The sequence below is a fragment of the Vibrio sp. 1180_3 genome (genome assembly GCF_029478545.1).
Taxonomy (GTDB): domain Bacteria; phylum Pseudomonadota; class Gammaproteobacteria; order Enterobacterales; family Vibrionaceae; genus Vibrio; species Vibrio aestuarianus.
Window position 1 is genome coordinate 22,604 of sequence record NZ_SJFM01000001.1, and the last position, 16,252, is coordinate 38,855.

Here is a 16,252-nt window from a genome sequence, read left to right on the forward strand (position 1 = left end):
ATCACAGCCATTACTATAGTCTATGAAAAGAAAGGATAAATAGTGAATTAGTTTATTCTTTGTCACCGTTTTGTAAAAACTCACCACCCAGTATTTCAAATAATTTAACATGTAAAAAAAACGCAGCGAAGGCTGCGTTTTTTTTACATGTTAAATGAGATATTACTGCATGTTGGCTTCACGTTGAGTAATAAAGTCGATAGCCATCTTGATACGAGCAACAACGCGCTCTTTACCAATAAGCTGCATAACAGCATCCACAGATGGTGATTGACCACCACCAGTAACGGCAACACGTAAAGGCATACCAATTTTACCCATACCGATCTCAAGCTCTTCACACACTTCAGCAATGACGTTATGTAAGTTTTCTGTTGTCCACTCAGTCAAAGCTTCAATTTTATTCAAAGCTAATGTCAATGGCTCTTTTGCTACACCACGTAAGTGCTTTTTCGCGGCGTTTTCATCAAACTCAGAGAAATCTTCAAAGAAATAACGCGACTGCTCAGCAAGCTCAACCAATGTGTTGCAACGCTCGCCGACCAATTTAACGATCTCTGCCAATGCAGGGCCGTTATCTCGATTAATACCTTGATGCTCAAAATGCCACTCTAAGTGCTTGGCAACATATTGTGGATCAGAGGTTTTAATGTAATGGTTATTTAACCACAATAGTTTGTCAGTATTGAATGCTGAAGCCGATTTACTGATCGCATTTAAGCTAAAGAATTCAATCATCTCTTCACGGGAGAAAATTTCTTGATCGCCGTGAGACCAACCTAGGCGAACAAGGTAGTTATTCAATGCTTCAGGTAAGTAACCTTCATCACGATATTGCATTACTGACACCGCGCCGTGGCGTTTTGAAAGTTTCGCACCATCGTCACCTAGAATCATCGCGCAGTGTGCAAACACTGGCACTGGTGCGCCTAGAGCTTCATAGATATTGATTTGACGAGGCGTGTTGTTGATATGATCTTCACCACGTACAACATGAGTAATACCCATATCCCAGTCATCAACAACCACACAGAAGTTGTAAGTTGGAGAACCGTCAGTACGACGGATGATTAAATCATCCATTTGGCTGTTGGAAATCTCGATACGGCCACGAATTTGGTCATTGAAAACAACACTGCCTTCTTTCGGGTTACGGAAACGAATAACGCATGGGTCACCCTCTTTCGCCGCATCATTGACCGCTTTGATTTTAGGGTGATCTGCATCGTAACGGGGCATCTCTTTATTCGCTTCTTGCTCAGCGCGAATTTCATCTAGCAATTCTTTAGATGCGTAGCATTTGTATGCTTTATCTTCCGCCAGCAGTTTATCAACCATTTCGTTGTAACGATCAAAATGTTTAGTTTGGAAATATGGGCCCTCATCCCACTCCAAACCTAGCCAAGTCATACCTTCAAGAATCGCATCTACTGCTTCTTGGGTAGAACGTTCTAGGTCCGTATCTTCAATACGTAAAACGAACTCACCACCTTGGTTTTTTGCATAAAGCCAAGAGTAAAGTGCAGTACGCGCACCACCTACGTGAAGATAGCCTGTTGGGCTAGGAGCAAAACGAGTTTTAACCGTCATTTGATTTCCTTAGGGATAAAAATACAGCGGAGAATAGTTCCGCTGCGAATACAAGGATAAAAAGTGACGACATTTTACCACTGACAAGTAAATCTACAATCCTCGATTACTTCAAGTTTCTCAATGCCCACTGCATAAATTCTTGTTGTTGCTCTTTTGAGAGGCTTGAAAACTCATTTTTCAGGTCGGTTGTTCCACTTGCAGCGCTTTTTGAACTATCAGTAGTAACGGTTGCATTTTCATTTTGATGATTAAAATCAGCAACTTCTCGTTCGTAATTTCGAAATCCTTGTAGACCATTTTTATTCATTACCACTAATGAATATTCTTTCGTCTGCTTATCTTGATTGGTAAATGAAAACGTCGGTTTTTTTTCGAAAGATTTAGCATCTTCGATCGTTCTCAGGTTGGGATAGTTTAGTGTTAGTAACTCATCACTACCTGTTGAAAACTCAATAATCATAGGTTGAGAATCAAATTTTCTTCGTTTTCCATCTTGAAAAACAATTTGCCCAATAGTGACCACCAACTGATTGGCACCATCTTTTAGTTCTAACTGTTGCGGCTGTATAAAATCATCTGCTTGTACCGCTTTACCATTTAACACTTGCGGTACAATTTCAGATTGAAGTTGAATGGAAGCGGCGAATGCTTGCAAAGAAAATAGGGTAGATAGCCCTGCAATAATAAATCGTTTTTTTAATAACATCTTCGGACCTCATTATTTTTATAAGCAGTAAAAGGGCGGAAACCGCCCTTTAGGATATTTAGCCTTGTGGCTGATTAAAAATAGTATTCAACGCCCACAGAAAATTCTACGTAATCATCAGATTTCCAACGCTCAGTACCAGTCACTTTTCCGTCAGCATCTTTATCTTGATAACCATTGGCATAAGACGCTTTATCACCAAAATCGAGTGTACGCGCACGCACATACAGCACCGCAGATGGGTCGACAAAATACATCACTTGAGCAGAAAGAACATCGTCATCTGTATTGTCTAGCGTTTTACCATTGCGCTCTAACTCAAAGTTTGCTGCATAGCCGAGCTTATATTGCCAGTCACCCGTGGTGTACATCAAACCTGCTGACATTGCATTTTGCTTTTCATCATCACCAGCAGTGGATTTAGCATCCATCATTTTGTATTGAGCAAAGAAAGAGATGCCGTTGTCAAACCAACCTTGTAAACCGATTAGGTAAGTATTGTTATCCCATTTGGTACCTTCAGTGGCAATATCACGGTTTCCTTCGTAGGCAGCATCAATTTGTACAGGACCAATTTTATAATGAGCCGCGAGACCTGCCCAATAGTCATCACCTTCACCTAAACCAGCCTTATCACCCGCGCCCGCCGCAACATCTAACGAGAAAGCATTGCCATACATTGGGGAGTCCCAGCGAACAGTATTTGATTGGCGATCTTGATATTTCGCGCCACCAATAGAACCACCCCAGTCGAACACATCACCTAAACCTGGGTTCGATGCTGGCCAGTCAACAAGTTCATATAATGGCGTCAACACACGACCGACACGAATTTGCCCCATATTTTCGCTTTCAAAGCCTACGAAGGTATCACGCTCTCCCAGACCAGCACCTTCACCACCAAAACTAGGGTCTACATACCCCCCTTCAATTTGCCAAAGGAAAGTTGGACCAAAATTTGCAAATTGTTTTTTACCACGGAAACCAATGCGTGATTCATTATTGAACTGCATTCCACCCAAATTATCATCTTTAACACTATCACCGCTGTCATAATCACGATACGCGGCCTGCATCGCGATAATGCCGTAAACTTCATAGGCAAATGAATCCTTGGTTAAGAATTTTTCAGCAGCATCGCCATTTGCTCCTTCGGCAAAAGCCGCACCACTCATCATTAAACTAGAAACCACTGCACCTAATAACGTTTTTTTGAAATGAGACATAAGATAAACCCCTATATATTATTTTTAAGTTTTTTATCCCCATTCAAATTCATACAGGACAGGAATATGAATCATCTGGAGAACCATTTATGGACGGGGCCAATATGACAAACTTTTTTTTCTCCAAAAAATAGGGCAGACATTTCTCTGACAAACTTCAAAATAACCAAAAGCAAATAAATATAAAACCATTAAAAACAAGCAGTTAAAACAACAATAAAAACAAAAAAACGTTAAAATTAACTTTTTATAAGATGTAGTAATAGTGATTTATGTTTTTAAGGACAGTTTTGTGAGTCAATCAACATCGTATTGATCAAAATTTACGGAACTTTATTTACATCTATAAATATCTTTGAAGTCAGTCGCAACAAACTCGCCGTCATATTGAATAAAAAAGTCACAATTTGACGATTTTGTCGGGATAACGTTAGTGCTTGACCTTCCCCTTAAGGGAAGGTTTATGCTACTCGGTAATAGAATGACTCGGGGATCTATCAATGAAACATTTCAGCATACCGCTAGCCGGTCTTAAATGTATGGGCTGCGCTAAAAAAATAGAACGTCAGTTAAAGCAGCAAGCCAATGTAGATATCCACCAGCTTACCACCACATTGATTGAATTGACGACGTCCGCATCGTTAGATGAACTTATTGATGAAATCGAGTCATTAGGCTATCAAGCCGGTAATCATCTTGAATTTGAATTACAAGGTTTGAATTGCGGTGGTTGTGTGAACAAACTTACTTCACTGCTTAAAGCATCCGATCAAATCACTCGCCTGTTGGTCACTAAAACACAATTGTCTTTAGTGACGACCCTACCTGCTGCCAGTATCCAACAACAAGTAGCATCTCTCGGTTATCAAGCGCTTATAGAAGAAGAAAATCGTGAAGCTGAACAACAAAGCGCACCAACAGCAGTTGATAACACCAATCTACCTAAACAACCTGATATGTTGGAAAACTTTTCAACAGTAAGCATTCACTTACAGATCCAAGGCATGACCTGTGCTAGCTGCGTCTCTTCCGTAGAGAAAGCCTTATTAGCCGTAAAAGGTGTCAAACGAGCTCAAATAAATTTAGCCGAACAAAGCGCATTGGTTGCCACCTCTTCGCAAAATGAAGCCTTGGTGCAACAGTTACTTAAAAATGTAAAAGAAGCCGGATACCGCGCAGAAAAAATGGATGACCCGGCATTACAACAGCAAAAGCAGCAACAACACTTACAAGAAACACTGAAGCACCACCAACGCAGTGCTTGGCTTGGTTTGATGCTCGGTATTCCGCTCATGGGCTGGGGTGTTGCTGGCGGTAACATGATGATCCTATCGACACTTGATCAATGGTTATGGGGAGTGATTGGTTTACTCTGCTTGGGGTTGTTGGCAACCGCAGGTCGCCAATTTTTCAGCAATGCTTGGCTGGCCCTAACTCATCGCCGAGCCACAATGGATACCTTAGTTGCACTAGGTACTGGCGCTGCGTGGATTTATTCGATGCTGGTCATTATCGTCCCCAACTGGTTTCCGCTTGCTTCTCGCCATGTGTACTTTGAAGCTAGTGCGATGATCATTGGTTTAATTTCTCTCGGACACTATATTGAAGCCAGAGCCAAAGCCAAAACCACCCAATCTTTGCAAGCACTGATCAACCTTCAACCTCAACAGGCGACATTAATAACAGAGCAAGGGGATAAAACCATCGACGTTGGCACTATTCAGTTAGGCATGAAATTACGTATCAAGCCTGGAGAAAAGGCTCCTATTGATGGCAAAGTGCTCGCAGGAGAGTCCTACCTTGATGAATCAATGCTCACAGGAGAGCCAATTCCAGTACTAAAAACCAAAGGAGACGGCATATCCGCTGGCACCATCAATAATGACGGCAGTTTAATCATTGAAGCAACAGGCATTGGTGCACAAACCATGCTGGCGCGAATTATCCAAATGGTTCGCCAGGCACAAAGTAGTAAACCCGCCATTGCCAAACTGGCAGACCAAATTTCAGCCATATTTGTCCCCATCGTGGTGTTAATCGCCCTATTTTCAGCCTTTACCTGGTATCTGTTTGGCCCTGACCCCAAGGCAAGTTATATGCTGGTTGTAGCAACCACGGTGTTAATTATCGCTTGTCCTTGCGCTTTGGGGTTAGCAACACCTCTGTCGGTTACAGTGGGAGTCGGCAAAGCCGCTGAAATGGGCATATTAATTCGCGATGCCGATGTCTTGCAGTCAGCCAGTAAAATAACCACCGTTGTCTTTGACAAAACCGGTACCCTAACTCAAGGCAAGCCAAGCGTTCAAAGTGTGGATACTTTTGAAATCGACAAGCAACGCTTACTCTCTATCGCCTATTCTATTGAACAACATTCTGATCACCCGTTGGCGAAAGCGGTTTGCCAGTTCGCACAGCAACACGCGATTCAACCACTGTCGATTGAACAATTTGCCAACCTAAGAGGCAAAGGGTTAAGTGCAAATATTCAAGGAGAGCGCATTACCATCGCCTCCATTGCTCATATCCAGTCGCTGGGGATTTCACTCGCCCCCGTTGACGAAACGATTAAACGCTATGCTGCAAAGGCATGGACTCCGATGGTCATTACCATTAATGATCAAATCAAAGGAATGATCGCCATTGCTGACCCGATAAAAGAAGAGGCGGCTCAAGCTATCTCCGCTTTGACGAAACTGGGCATTCACACTGTCATGCTTACCGGTGATACTCAAAGTGTAGCTAATGCCATCGCAAAACAATTAGGGATAAAACAAGTGATCGCTCAGGTGCTGCCCGCACAAAAAGCACAACATATCAATAAGCTACAAAAACAAGGTCAAGTGGTAGCGATGGTCGGTGATGGTATTAACGATGCGCCAGCACTTGCCAAAGCCGACATAGGTATAGCAATGGGCAGCGGCAGTGATGTTGCGATTGAGAGCGCGCAAATGACACTGTTGAACTCTTCACCACTGGCTGTGGTTAATGCTATCGCTCTATCCAAAGCCACCATTAAAAATATGAAGCAGAATCTATTGGGAGCCTTTGTCTATAACTCGCTAGGCATCCCGATTGCAGCGGGCATTCTCTACCCTGCTTTTGGCTTTTTACTCAGCCCAGTGGTTGCAGGCGCGGCCATGGCACTTTCTTCAATTACGGTAGTCAGTAATGCCAATCGCTTACGACTATTTAAAACGCCCTTTATTTCACAGAGGTGATTATGAAACTAAAAACACTATCCATGACGATGCTAACACTCGCGATGGCAAGCTTATCGGCTCAAGCTATCGCATCAGCAACTGTCACCAATTATAAGTCACCTTACTGTGGTTGTTGCGGTGATTGGAGTAAACATATGGAACAGCAAGGCTTTATCGTCAAGGAAGAGCTACATGAAAATATGAATCCCATCAAACAAAAGTTTGGCATTACACAAGAGCTAGCCTCTTGCCACACCGCCGTTATTGATGGCTATGTTTTTGAAGGCCATGTCCCAGCCGATGATATTAAAGCGTTTCTTGCTAACCCGCCCCAAAATGCAAAAGGTTTAGCCGTTCCTGGAATGCCGATCGGCTCTCCAGGTATGGAGTATGGTAATAAAAAAGATGCTTACTCGGTTTACGCGTTCAACGAACAAGGGCAAGCGTTTGAGTTTTCCCACCACGCTGGCAACTAGCCCTATATCTTAGAGCTATCAACGAAAAAGCCTCCGGAGATCGGAGGCTTTCATTTAAATGGGGCCGCTATTTGATGCTGGTGACTCGGCTAGCACGCTCACCGTTAGTAGATACCGAACGAATCCACACCTCGCCGTTGACCTTAGGTTTTGCTGAATCATCGTAATCTAGCCAGCTTTCACCATCAACAGAGTATTGCAATTCGACACCTGGGAATTGAACATTCATCGCCAACTGACCCGCTTCAATTTTGGCACCAGGGACCGGAAGACGGTATTCAATACCCGCTTTATCTAACTTAGCTAACTCACGTTGACCAATGATATTGGCAAAACGAACCCAATCTTGGTTAAGTTGCGTTTTATTGACCAAATTAGTCTGCTGTGAATATTCAACGCCAACTTTGTAGTCATTTTCCCACTCAGCCTTATGCCACGCACGTTCAGCAGCAGCGAGCACACGCGGGAATACCATGTATTCATACTGTTCGTCGTTACGTACCGTTTCAGACCACAATTGTGCCGACAAGCCATAGAAAGGTTTCGCTTCAACTTCACCTTTACCACTAAAACCATTGCCATCACGATCTAACGACGTTTCAGCATTTTGTGGCATGTTTTCTGGCGCAAAACCAAACATCTTACGCGTATCCGTGGCACGTGTTGCCCAGTAATAGCCTCGCTCTTTAGGGTCGACTTCGTATGGCATATCCATATAAACATAGTCAGGGTTAGATACAATTACATCATAACCTTTATCTGCCCACTCATAGACAGACGACGAACCTCCCCAGTACAACACATCCCAGAAGTTAATACGGGTTTTCTGTGAAGCAAACGCACTAGGCCCTTCACTGTATTTCAGACCATCTTGCCAAGCCTGGAAGTTTGCTATCCCTTTCTCTGCCGCAATCTTAGAGACCTCTTCAGCGAAATGACTCGGCAGATGAGCAAAGTCACTGACTGTGCCTTGTTTCACTAATGCTTGGCATTGTGGTGATTGAGCAAATGGCTTGTCCTGCGCTGACAAATCAATATTACCTTTCCAACTTACTTTCTCTTCGGCATTGATATCTTGAAATCCAGCACCTAATTTAATGTTTTTCGCTTCATCAGCACCAAAGTGCCAAGTGGATAATGGCATGCCCGCCTCTTGGTGCATTGCCGCCACTTCAGTAATTACTTTATCAACAAAACGCTTTGAAGAATCTAAGCACGGGTTGATAAAACTTTTCTTGTCGTAAAACTGAACCGTTGTCACGTTGGAAGTGTCTTGCGGGTCCATCAAACGATATTCGTTTGCCGCCTCTTCATTACCTTGCTCCATAAGGCGATCAAAGCGTGCTTCCATCGACACTACCGCCGAACGTGCGTGTGCTGGCATATCGATTTCAGGAATTACTTCAATATTACGATCTTTCGCATATTTCAAAATTTCAATGTAATCAGCTTTGCTAAAGTAACCCGAGCCAAAGTTATCCGATGTTGGCCCTGAGCCAAGTTGAGGAAGTAAGCAGCTTTTCTCTTGTAGGTCAAAACAACGATTCGCACCAATATCAGTCAGCTCTGGTAACCCTGGAATTTCTAAACGCCAACCTTCATCATCAGTCAAATGCAGGTGTAGCTTATTCATTTTGTAAGCTGCCATTTGCTCCAGTGTAGCTAAAATAGCTTGCTTAGAATGGAAGTTACGAGCGACATCAACCATTACGCCACGGTACTCGAACCGTGGAGCATCTTGAATGCTTATCACCGGCAAAGACTTTTCATTTTGGCTATCAATCAAGCCAAAGATCGATTGAACGGCATAGAAAGCACCAGCTTGGTCAAAAGCCTCAATGCCGATACCATCCTTTTGAATATCTAAAGAATACGCACCCGATTTAGCCATATCCCCAGAAAATGCTGCCGCATCAACTTTAACGCTAACTGGCAATTCCCCATTTAGACTTACACCGAGTAAATCCGCTCGAGAAACTAATGCTGCGTATTGTGCAGAGTCAAAGCCTTCTTCGACAACCTTCAAACCTTGGCTTAAATCAACCGAGCCTTGTCCCACAACGGTATGCAGGGGTGTCGGAATAAGCGTAGTGGACACATCTTTGCTATGAACATCATTATTTTTTTCAAAGCGAGTGATTGCCGTTGCAAAAACATTGTTATCACCAGCAGTTCGCTTAATATTGCTTCCTTCTAAACCTCGTACAAACGAAGCGGTATCTTCGGTATTGAGCGAGGTAATTAACTTAGGCTCAGCATTAAGGCCACTTACAAAAGCGCCAGGCATAAAGTCAGTTTCGAACAACTGCCAATATTCACTAATTAAAGGAAGTTCCACTTCCTCTCCAGCGGCAAACCCATCAAATTTGTCTGTCGGTTCCAGTTTATGTAAATCACCCGTTAAACGAGTAATTTTAAACTGCTCATTTTCGACATCCAGAATAAGGCGGATACTATGGAAATAGATAGCCCAGTCTTTTGAATCTACAGCCTCGCCATGATTAGTCAGTGTCATATTCACCTTATTACAAGATGCCCATTCCGCACCAAGATCTTGGCAGGCTAGACCTTCATCAGCACCATGGTTGGTTAACACGGTATATTTAATATCGATGTTATTGGCTAATGAATCGATGACTTGTTGCTCTGAAGATTGATACACTGAACACCCAGATAGGGTGGCAAGGACTGAAACGGCGATCAAATTACGTTTAATCATATGACTAACCTTACACTTAATAGACTGGAATAAAGTCCAAATAAGGGACTTAAAAAAACGTCAGCCAATGGCTGCTCTACACAATGTCAACAACATACTAGTAGTTATTTCTAAGCGTAAAATAATTAACTATATCCGGTGATCCGCTTCAAATTTTATAATTTTCAAAAAAATATAAAATCAAATAAATCAATACATTAATAAACACGTTAAAATTACAAGTTCATTTTTGACGTGTTTTTTGTGTATAAAGTGACTGAAATAGAGCTTTATATGACCAATGTCTCGTGATCCTGTTCACAACCACATTCTGCTACCTATTTTATAAAAATGGATAATGGACTAGAAATGTGATCGAAACCTCAACTCTTAGCGCAGTAAAAACCGTTAAAATACTTTAAAGTAACGTTTTTGACGCAACCTTCGTGACGAATAACTGTGAAATATTTTCTGTTAGTTTTCTCTTTGCTTTTCTCAATAGTAATCAATGCCGAACCACTCTACTGGCAAGCTAAGAAAGGAAATCAAACCCTATTAATTGTTGGATCGATCCATGTGGGTGATGAATCGATGTATCCACTTCCTCAAGCAGTAACACAGTTTTTTGAAAGTAGTGATGGGCTAGTTGTAGAAACTGACGTGAGAAAAATCGAAGGCATTACCTATCCTCCCACGCAACATTTATCTAAAGATGTGCTCAATACACAGCAACTGTCGCAATTAGTTACGGTTGCTAAACAGTTAGGACTAAACGCCGAAAACCTCAAAGACTCTCCGCCTTGGGTAACCGCTTTACAATTACAGCAAGCACAATGGTCCCTATTAGGTTATGTACCGGATGATGGTGTCGATATGCGTCTGATGTACAAAGCAACGATCAATAACAAGCCTATTTTCAGCCTAGAAGAACTGCAATTTCAGATAGACTTACTGACCAATCAACCAGAAGATGGTAAAGAGTTGTTAACCTCAATATTGGATGAGTGGGACAATAATGAGCAAGTTCTACACTGTTTAATTGAAAGTTGGACTGCAGGTGATCAACACAAACTCATTCAGTTTGCAGAATTAGAACAGATGTCAGAGGAGATGGTGGAAACGTTCATTACTCAAAGAAATAACGCATGGGCAGATAAGCTCAGCTCCGATTATTTTTTACCTAATAAAGATGGTAACTATTTAGTTGTCGTTGGTACTCTGCATTTAGTCGGCAAGCACAACTTAATTGATTTACTCACAGCAAAGGGGTTCGCCGTTCAACGGCTTTCAACAAGCCAAACCGCCAGCTGTGATTTCTGAGTACACCATTGCTACACTCCAGATACAACAAAGCCCCGCATTACTGCGAGGCCTTTAATGTGGTCGGTGAAGAGCCAGAGTTTGAAAGAGCCGAACCCCCGACCCTTTTCTGAGCTTACTATTTCCACACCCCAGATACGACAAAGCCCCGCATTGCTGCGAGGCCTTTAATGTGGTCGGTGAAGAGGGATTCGAACCCCCGACCCTCTGGTCCCAAACCAGATGCGCTACCAAGCTGCGCTATTCACCGAGATTGTTCTAAAATTTATGTCCTAGAACGGATGCGTATATTACGGATCTCATTCACAGACGCAAGCCATTTAATGATTTTTCCATTAAAAAAGAACCATTCGCTCAAAACATCGCCAGCACAATCAAGGAATGTGATCGATTACACACAATAATAAACATTCTTTTAACCTATGCAACACAATTGATCCAGATCAGTGTCACCACAATCATGAGCCTTTAACGTGGACTTGTCTTCGAAACTTTGGAGGAAACATGGACTTTTGGCTTGATCTCCTATTTGGTAATGCAGTGGGGCTATCTTCAATGATAGTAATCTTTGGCGCTTTTGGTCTGATGCTATTTTACGGCGGTTTCTTCATTTACAAGGTGATGAACGACAAATCTCCTCACTAGATCGCTTAGCCGCTATTGAAAAATAGAATGACGCTATGCACCGGAGCCGACTACTTATCTGCTCCGGTTTTTTATTTTCTGCTTGATCTGATTCAAGGATCACTGGGTATAATTGACTATTCCACTATCGATTCGAGAAGCCCCCATGTCTCAGAATGATTTCGATTTATTCCAACAAATGATGGGCGACGTAAAGCCAATTACTCACGATACCGCCGAGCTTAAAAAATCACATACTGTCACTGATTCTCAGCTAGCTAAAAGAGAATCGGCCATGACGATAAGTGAAGGTGATCCTGATTATCTTTCGATCGATAATGCCCCAATGCTCAAACCTAATGACATTATCGAATACAAGCGTGACGGTGTTCAAGAAGGGGTTTATCGAAAACTGCGCTTAGGAATATACCCTATTCAAGCTCGCTTAGACCTTCATCGTAAAACACTGAAAGAAGCGCGAGATGAAGTGGTTAGCTTTCTAAAACAATGCATGGATTGGGATATTCGAACTGTCACCATAGTGCATGGCCGTGGGGAGAAGTCAAACCCACCAGCGCTAATGAAAAGCTTCGTTGCTAACTGGTTGATGCAGATAAAAGATGTGCAATGCGTGCATAGTGCTCAAACTTTTCATGGTGGTTCAGGAGCAGTTTATGTGATGTTGCGTAAGAGCTCCGAAAAGAAAATAGAAAACCGAGAACGTCATCAAAAACGGCTTGGTTAATTAACTATAACTGCTAAAATAAACGCCATCCAAAGCAACACTTCTGTGTTGCTTTCTTTTTTAACCGCCGTTGGGAAACGTTAGGAGAACAACATGCCACAACAAACTGAAAAACGCCTGAATAAATTCATCAGTGAAACAGGCTACTGCTCGCGTCGTGAAGCCGATAAATTGATTGAGCAAGGCCGGGTAACTATCAATGGTAAACTGCCAGAGATGGGCACAAAAGTGCAGCCAGATGATGACGTTTGCATTGACGATAAGCCACTAAAATCAAAAGAAAAACCTATCTATATCGCATTAAACAAACCGACCGGCATTACCTGTACGACTGAACGAGATATTCCGGGAAACATTGTTGACTTCATCGGTCACCGCCAGCGTATTTTTCCTATCGGCCGCCTAGACAAACCTTCTGATGGCTTAATTTTTCTCACCAATGACGGTGATATTGTGAATAAGATTCTACGCGCAGGAAATAACCACGAAAAAGAGTACGTGGTACGTGTAGACAAGCCGATCACCAATGAGTTTCTAAAGAAAATGGCTTCCGGTGTTGAAATTCTCGATACCGTTACTTTGCCCTGTAAAGTGACGCAAGAAACTAAGTTCTCATTTCGTATCGTGTTAACTCAAGGTTTGAACCGTCAAATTCGTCGTATGTGTGAAGCACTAGGTTATGAGGTGTTTAAATTGCGCCGTGTTAGAATTATGAACATCAGTTTAGATGGTATTCCAAATGGCAAATGGCGTTACCTGTCTGATAATGAAGTGGCTGAAATTCTGGCGATGTGTGAAGGTTCAAGTGGCACTGAAGACGCATCAAAATTAGACGCGCAAGGAAAACGCATTCGCAGAGCAACCGATGCTAAGCTGTACGATAGCCGCGAAGAGAATCAAACCTCAACAGCACGTCGTAACCAAAAAACGCGAACCTTTAAAGGTCATAATGCTGATGAATATCGCCATGCGCCAAATTCTAAAAAAGGCAAAGGCTCTCGCACTACATCGGCTAGCAATAAGTCATGGAATAATGATGCAAGACAAGGCAGTAACAATGATAAAGCACCCGCTAAACGTACAACGGGTACGCTCGGTCTTAAAAAGTAATCATTAATTTTTAGAATTAAGTAAAACAAAGGGGAGCATCGATATGCTCCCCTTTGTCATTCAATTACTTGGTACCAAAAATCTTATCACCAGCATCGCCTAAACCAGGAACGATGTAACCTTTGTCATTTAGTTTTTCATCAATCGCAGCTGTGTATAGTTCTACATCTGGGTGAGCTTTTTCAAGAGCTGCAATACCTTCAGGTGCCGCCACCAATACTAGGATTTTAAACTGATTACAGCCTTGCTCTTTCAGAAGATCGATCGTGGCGATCATCGAACCACCAGTCGCCAGCATTGGGTCAACGACTAACGCGATACGCTCTTCAATGTTAGAAACTAACTTATTGAAATAAGGCACTGGTTCTAATGTTTCTTCATCACGGTAAACACCTACCACACTGATGCGTGCACTAGGAATGTGCTCGAGAACACCATCCATCATGCCAAGGCCTGCACGCAAAATTGGCACAACCGTAACCTTCTTGCCTTTAATTTGATCGACTTCAACAGGGCCGTTCCAACCTTCAATGGTCACTTTTTCTGTTTCAAAATCAGATGTCGCTTCATAAGTAAGCAGGCTACCGACTTCTGTCGCTAGCTCACGAAAACGCTTAGTGCTGATTTCCCCTTCTCTCATTAACCCAAGTTTGTGTTTAACTAGAGGGTGCTTCACTTCAACAACTTTCATTTCCATCTCCGGCAATATTTAAATAAACCTGCGGATTATACACACATTTTGTATTGGTTTCAGTGCCAATTATAAACAAAAAAACTGACGCAAACGTTTTCCTTTTTGTTTTAAGCCCTGTTAGAATAGCGCCGTTTTCATATCCAACTTAAACGAGGACTTCCCCGTGAGCGGTAATAACACATCTCTGAGCTACAAAGATGCAGGCGTAGATATCGATGCAGGCAATGCACTAGTTGAACGCATTAAAGGTGCCGTAAAACGCACTCGTCGCCCTGAAGTAATGGGTGGCATTGGTGGTTTTGGTGCGCTTTGTGAGCTGCCAACAAAATATAAACACCCTGTTTTGGTTTCCGGCACTGATGGTGTGGGCACTAAATTGCGTCTCGCTTTGGATATGAAAAAGCACGACACGATTGGCGTTGATCTCGTAGCAATGTGTGTGAACGATTTAATCGTCCAAGGTGCAGAGCCACTCTTCTTCTTAGATTACTACGCAACCGGCAAATTAGATGTAGATACCGCAGCGGACGTGGTATCTGGTATCGCCGATGGTTGTGTACAAGCTGGCTGTGCGTTAATTGGTGGTGAAACCGCAGAAATGCCAGGTATGTATGAAGGCGAAGATTACGATGTCGCTGGTTTTTGTGTCGGTGTGGTGGAAAAAGAAGACATCATCGACGGCTCAAAAGTGGCGGCTGGTGATGCATTGATTGCGGTAGGTTCAAGCGGTCCCCACTCAAATGGATACTCGTTAGTGCGTAAGATCTTAGAAGTCTCTGGCGCAGATAAAAATGAAGAGTTAGCAGGAAAAAGCATTGGTGAGCACTTACTGACACCAACCAAGATTTACATCAAATCAGCGCTTAAGATGATCGCAGAACACGACATTCACGCAATTTCACACATTACTGGTGGTGGCTTTTGGGAGAACATTCCTCGAGTTTTACCAGCAGGAACCAAAGCCGTTATTGATGGAAGCAGTTGGCAATGGCCAATCATTTTCCAATGGCTTCAAGAAAAGGGTAATGTGACAACTCACGAGATGTACCGCACTTTCAACTGTGGTGTCGGTCTTATCGTTGCACTACCAACTGAACAAGCCGATGCTGCGGTTAAATTACTGCAAGCAGAAGGTGAAAACGCATGGGTTATCGGTCATATTGCTGAAGCTCAATCTGGTGAAGAGCAAGTAGAGATCAAATAACCTATGAAAAGTATTGTTGTTTTAGTTTCAGGAAATGGTACCAACTTACAGGCTATCCTCGACGCGTGTGAAACGAAGATTAAAGATGGCAAGGTTACGGCCGTTTTTTCAAACAAAGCAACTGCTTATGGCTTAGAACGAGCTAAAAAAGCAGGTGCAGCAGCGGTACATATTGACCCTAATGCTTTTGATACGCGTGACGCGTTTGATCTCGCATTGATGGAACAAATAGACCAATACGCACCTGATTTAATCATTCTAGCTGGTTATATGCGCATTCTGAGTAGTGAATTTGTTCGTCACTACTTAGGAAGAATGCTCAATATACACCCATCGCTGCTACCGAAATATCCTGGTCTCAATACCTACCAACGCGCGATTCATGCTGGTGATGAAGAACATGGAACCAGTGTTCACTTTGTCACAGAGCAGCTTGATGGCGGGCCTGTTATTCTACAAGCAAAGGTACCTATTTTTGATGAAGATACGGTTGAAACACTGACAGATAGAGTGCAAACCCAAGAGTATCGAATTTACCCTTTAGTGGCACAATGGTTTGTTGAAGAACGTTTAGAAATGCGTGAAGGTAAAGCTTACCTCGATGGAAAACAACTTGGTATGCATGGCTACGCGTTCGATTAAGTTAAACAACAAAT

At 42.6% G+C, this 16,252-nt stretch carries 13 protein-coding genes and 1 tRNA gene; 8 read left to right on the forward strand and 6 right to left on the reverse strand.

Annotated features, from left to right (window positions below):
* Nucleotides 1-162 precede the first annotated feature (162 nt).
* From gltX to EYW48_RS00140, 3 genes are all read right to left on the reverse strand, one after another.
* Complete coding sequence (gene gltX, locus EYW48_RS00130) at nt 163-1,590, reverse strand: glutamate--tRNA ligase (protein ID WP_277431724.1); 1,428 nt, start codon at nt 1,588-1,590, stop codon at nt 163-165.
* Nucleotides 1,591-1,696: 106 nt separating this feature from the next.
* On the reverse strand, nt 1,697-2,299 hold the full coding sequence (locus tag EYW48_RS00135; protein WP_176245960.1) for a DUF2057 family protein: 603 nt from the start codon (nt 2,297-2,299) through the stop codon (nt 1,697-1,699).
* Nucleotides 2,300-2,373: 74 nt separating this feature from the next.
* The gene (locus EYW48_RS00140; RefSeq protein ID WP_261915236.1) at nt 2,374-3,525 is read right to left on the reverse strand and encodes a porin; all 1,152 of its coding nucleotides are present in this window, start codon (nt 3,523-3,525) and stop codon (nt 2,374-2,376) included.
* Between the two features lie 500 nt (nt 3,526-4,025).
* Here EYW48_RS00140 and EYW48_RS00145 point away from each other — a divergent pair, with 500 nt between their 5' ends.
* Both EYW48_RS00145 and EYW48_RS00150 read left to right on the forward strand, forming a co-directional pair.
* Nucleotides 4,026-6,743, forward strand: a complete 2,718-nt coding sequence (locus EYW48_RS00145) for a heavy metal translocating P-type ATPase (RefSeq protein WP_277431725.1) — start codon at nt 4,026-4,028, stop codon at nt 6,741-6,743.
* Between the two features lie 2 nt (nt 6,744-6,745).
* Nucleotides 6,746-7,201: a DUF411 domain-containing protein gene (locus EYW48_RS00150; RefSeq protein ID WP_274682368.1), complete on the forward strand. Its 456-nt coding sequence runs from the start codon at nt 6,746-6,748 to the stop codon at nt 7,199-7,201.
* A 67-nt stretch (nt 7,202-7,268) separates the two neighbouring features.
* On the opposite strand, the gene EYW48_RS00155 is transcribed toward EYW48_RS00150, so the two are convergent.
* Nucleotides 7,269-9,920: a beta-N-acetylhexosaminidase gene (locus EYW48_RS00155; RefSeq protein ID WP_277431726.1), complete on the reverse strand. Its 2,652-nt coding sequence runs from the start codon at nt 9,918-9,920 to the stop codon at nt 7,269-7,271.
* A 438-nt stretch (nt 9,921-10,358) separates the two neighbouring features.
* Between EYW48_RS00155 and EYW48_RS00160 the strand changes: the two genes are divergently transcribed.
* Nucleotides 10,359-11,219, forward strand: a complete 861-nt coding sequence (locus tag EYW48_RS00160) for a TraB/GumN family protein (protein WP_277431727.1) — start codon at nt 10,359-10,361, stop codon at nt 11,217-11,219.
* 173 nt (nt 11,220-11,392) lie between these two features.
* On the opposite strand, the gene EYW48_RS00165 is transcribed toward EYW48_RS00160, so the two are convergent.
* Nucleotides 11,393-11,469: transfer RNA gene (locus tag EYW48_RS00165), tRNA-Pro, on the reverse strand.
* Between the two features lie 254 nt (nt 11,470-11,723).
* Here EYW48_RS00165 and EYW48_RS00170 point away from each other — a divergent pair.
* The 3 genes from EYW48_RS00170 to rluF all read left to right on the forward strand — a co-directional run bounded on the left by EYW48_RS00170 (nt 11,724) and on the right by rluF (nt 13,698).
* Nucleotides 11,724-11,864 (forward strand): DUF3149 domain-containing protein, encoded by a 141-nt coding sequence (locus EYW48_RS00170; protein ID WP_010319399.1) that lies wholly within the window; start codon nt 11,724-11,726, stop codon nt 11,862-11,864.
* A gap of 145 nt (nt 11,865-12,009) precedes the next feature.
* Complete coding sequence (smrA, locus tag EYW48_RS00175; protein WP_277431728.1) at nt 12,010-12,588, forward strand: DNA endonuclease SmrA; 579 nt, start codon at nt 12,010-12,012, stop codon at nt 12,586-12,588.
* 93 nt (nt 12,589-12,681) lie between these two features.
* Nucleotides 12,682-13,698: a 23S rRNA pseudouridine(2604) synthase RluF gene (rluF, locus tag EYW48_RS00180; protein ID WP_277431729.1), complete on the forward strand. Its 1,017-nt coding sequence runs from the start codon at nt 12,682-12,684 to the stop codon at nt 13,696-13,698.
* 64 nt (nt 13,699-13,762) lie between these two features.
* Here rluF and upp read toward each other — a convergent pair whose 3' ends face one another.
* Nucleotides 13,763-14,389: a uracil phosphoribosyltransferase gene (gene upp, locus EYW48_RS00185; RefSeq protein ID WP_053310959.1), complete on the reverse strand. Its 627-nt coding sequence runs from the start codon at nt 14,387-14,389 to the stop codon at nt 13,763-13,765.
* Nucleotides 14,390-14,555: 166 nt separating this feature from the next.
* Here upp and purM point away from each other — a divergent pair, with 166 nt between their 5' ends.
* Nucleotides 14,556-15,596, forward strand: coding sequence for a phosphoribosylformylglycinamidine cyclo-ligase (purM, locus tag EYW48_RS00190; RefSeq protein ID WP_261915232.1), 1,041 nt, complete (start codon nt 14,556-14,558; stop codon nt 15,594-15,596).
* A 3-nt stretch (nt 15,597-15,599) separates the two neighbouring features.
* Complete coding sequence (gene purN, locus EYW48_RS00195) at nt 15,600-16,238, forward strand: phosphoribosylglycinamide formyltransferase (protein WP_053310957.1); 639 nt, start codon at nt 15,600-15,602, stop codon at nt 16,236-16,238.
* The last annotated feature ends 14 nt before the right edge of the window (nt 16,239-16,252 follow it).